Below are 202 nucleotides of genomic sequence, written 5' to 3'. Positions count from 1 at the left end.
ATGCTTCTTCTAAGTCAGGATATTTTTCGAATAGAACTTCTGCTCTTTTAGATTGATTTTTAGTCCATTTACTACTTGATTTATATAACAGATACCTGCTTCTAGCTAATAATTGTTTGAGTGTGTCTCCATTGGATAATAGCTTTGGAGTATATTTTAAAGATTTACTTCGAGCATATTCTATAGCATCGTTTTCAGCATC

1 pseudogene is annotated in these 202 nt (G+C 31.2%); it reads right to left on the bottom strand.

What is annotated here, in order from left to right:
- Nucleotides 1–202, bottom strand: a pseudogene (locus Q0998_RS19345) (DDE transposase); the annotation flags it as partial.

Source organism: uncultured Polaribacter sp. (assembly GCF_947501385.1).
Lineage (GTDB): Bacteria > Bacteroidota > Bacteroidia > Flavobacteriales > Flavobacteriaceae > Polaribacter.
Note: the sequence above shows the minus strand (reverse complement) of the source record. Positions and strands in the feature narration are given on the sequence as shown.